The organism is Thioclava sp. UBA3469 (assembly GCF_002378135.1).
GTDB classification, from domain to species: Bacteria; Pseudomonadota; Alphaproteobacteria; order Rhodobacterales; family Rhodobacteraceae; genus Thioclava; species Thioclava sediminum.
Genome location: NZ_DFRG01000139.1, coordinates 1 through 2,583, shown reverse-complemented (window position 1 = coordinate 2,583; position 2,583 = coordinate 1). Strand labels below are relative to the sequence as shown.

Sequence of the window (2,583 nt, the reverse complement as noted above, 5' to 3'; positions counted from 1 at the left end):
CCGAGACATTCGTCGGCGCATCCGGCGCGGTCGCGGGGACCGGGAAGGTGAAGGTGACGGTGTAGGTGGTATTGGTCGTGCTGTTTCCGCCCGACGAGATGCCCGATGCATAATAGAGCGTGACCGGAACTCCGCTGGCCGGATAGGTCGTGGGGGGCGTGTCCAGAGTGACAGAGTAGGTGTTGAACACCAGATTGCCACCGAGGCTCGGATCGCTTGAAGAGGGGCCGGGAGTGATCGTGATCTTCGCCCCTGAGGCCGGATCCGAAAAGGTTTTAGGGGTTGGGCTATTGCCCGCCGCGATGGGTTGGGCCGTAATTGGGTAGAGGTTCGCGTTGAGGCCGCTGGCGTCGAACAGACCCCAGCGGACATCGCCGCATTCCGCACTCACGTTGAGCGTCTTTGTCGAACCCTGCCCGCCATCCAATAACAGTGTCGTGCCGGTGCCGCAGGCGGCCAGAGAGGCGCTCGCCCCGGCGGTTGTCAGAAGCACGCCTGCCAGAAGTCGCAAAATGAAAATCCGGAGGGTCGAAATTCGCGTTATGCGAGAAAACTGGTTGGATGCCTGATTGACGGCGCATGCGATGCGACCGCTCAGCGTCAATGCCCTGAACATATCTTGTTGTCCCCACTGAAATTGCAGCGTGGCTCGGACGCATCAAAGAAAATCGTCTGAAAATCCCCGTGGGGCAATTGGTAAAATAATGCGCGAGTCTCTGCTCCCTGATGTTGACGCTATGTCGCGTATTAATTTTCGTCAATCTTTAGCGCGTATTGCCGGTATCTTGCCGAAATGTGCCGACAGGGCTGTGGCGCGAAGAGCGCAGTCGCCGGGTGGCCAGGGACGCCATCTGCAGCGCTCTCGCGCGCGCATCGCGAGCTCCCGTTTAGGTAATTTGTCAATATAACCACACAACACATAGTTGTAAGTTGTCGCAGAACATGTTCGCCCGTAGCCTCGCCTTAGAGGAGAATTCAAGGGAACAATTCGATGGAACCATTTCTGGGCATGATCATGCCCGTAGCCTTCGATTTTGCGCCGCAGGGCTGGGCGCTGTGTAATGGGCAGTTGATGAGTATCGCGCAATATTCGGCGCTTTTCTCGCTTCTCGGGACCGAGTTCGGCGGGGACGGGCGGACCACGTTCGGCCTTCCGGATCTTCGTGGGCGCAGCCCGCGCGGTGCCGCCATGCAGACGCGAGGGCAAAAACTGGGAAGCGAGGCGGTCACGCTCACGGACGCCACGATGCCCAGTCACAGCCACCCTTTCGTGGCCTCGCAGCTGGCGATCGCGGGACGCGCGCCGATTGCGCCCGACGACATGGTGATCGCTTCGGGCAATATTCCCGCTGGCAATCTCTATGGCAGCGCCGAGGCGCCGGTCGCGCTGGCGCAGACCAATATCGGTCACACGGGCGGCGGCATTGCGCATCCCAACATGCAGCCCTCGCTTTGCGTCAATTACGTCATCGCCCTCCAGGGCATCTTCCCGCAGCGCTCGTAAGGCGCAACGGATCCGCCGGAACGGAGAGGATATATTCATGGAACCCTTTATCGGACAGATCATGCTGTTTGCCTTCCCGCGCACGCCGCGCGGCTGGCTCAGCTGTCAGGGGCAGTTGTTGCCCATCAATCAATATCAGATGCTGTTCTCGCTTATCGGAACCCAATATGGCGGCGACGGCGTCACGACTTTCGGCGTGCCGGATCTGCGTGGGCGCATTCCGCTCGGCATGGGACACGCGCCGGGACTGTCGGTCTACAAGGTCGGCGATAAGGTCGGGGAGGAGACGGTCACGCTGAGCGTCGCGGAGATGCCGTCGCATTCCCACGCGATCCAGGCGTCGAGCCAGAGCCCGGCGGCCAACGCGACCGCCGTGCCCGGCCCGGAGGTCGAGTTCGCGACCGCAGATGGCGCTGGTGTCACGCGCTATTCGGCTCAGCCCGGTGGCGCGCCCGCGACGCTGAATCCGGCCTCGATCGGGTCGAGCGGTGCGTCCCACCCGCACCAGAACATGATGCCGACCACGGTGATGAACTACTGCATCGCCTATGACGGTATTTACCCGCCGCGCTCGTAAGCGCGCCCGGTCTTTTCGGAAAGGACAGGATATGGACCCCATTCTTTGCACGGTCATGCCATTTCCCTACAACTTCATTCCCCAGGGCTGGATGCCGTGTGACGGCCAGCTTGTCGCGATTTCGCAATACACGGCGGTCTTCTCGTTGATCGGGACGACCTATGGCGGGGACGGGCGCACGACCTTCGGTCTGCCCAATCTCAACGGGGGCAGTGGTTTGCCCTCGAGCGTCGTTGCCGGGCAGGGCGCAGGGCCGGGGCTTACCCCTCGCGCGCTCGGCCAGCGGGTGGGCAGCGATACGGTGACGCTGACCGAGGCCGATCTGCCGCCGCATTCGCATTCGCTTTCGGTGTTTCCCGAAGGCGCGGATGCGAGCGCCGCGCCGACTGCAGGCGATACCTGGATCTCGACGGGGGCCAATGGCTATACCGGCACGCCGATCCAGGAGGCGACCAGCTTTGCGCCCGGCGCGATCGCACCCGCCGGGAGCAGCCAGCCGCAT

General features: G+C 62.3%; 4 protein-coding genes. 3 read left to right on the top strand and 1 reads right to left on the bottom strand.

The genetic code is table 11. From position 1 onward, the window contains the following. Positions 1-616 (bottom strand): hypothetical protein (locus B3D39_RS11330; protein WP_286789696.1); only part of this gene is annotated, 616 nt, incomplete at its 3' end. A gap of 375 nt (positions 617-991) precedes the next feature. On the opposite strand from B3D39_RS11330, the gene B3D39_RS11325 reads away from it, so the two are divergent. From B3D39_RS11325 to B3D39_RS11315, 3 genes are all read left to right on the top strand, one after another. Next, positions 992-1,504 (top strand): phage tail protein, encoded by a 513-nt coding sequence (locus B3D39_RS11325; protein WP_286789695.1) that lies wholly within the window; start codon positions 992-994, stop codon positions 1,502-1,504. Between the two features lie 37 nt (positions 1,505-1,541). After that, complete coding sequence (locus B3D39_RS11320) at positions 1,542-2,081, top strand: phage tail protein (protein ID WP_286789694.1); 540 nt, start codon at positions 1,542-1,544, stop codon at positions 2,079-2,081. A gap of 31 nt (positions 2,082-2,112) precedes the next feature. After that, on the top strand, positions 2,113-2,583 hold a 471-nt coding region (locus B3D39_RS11315; protein ID WP_286789693.1), incomplete at its 3' end, for a phage tail protein.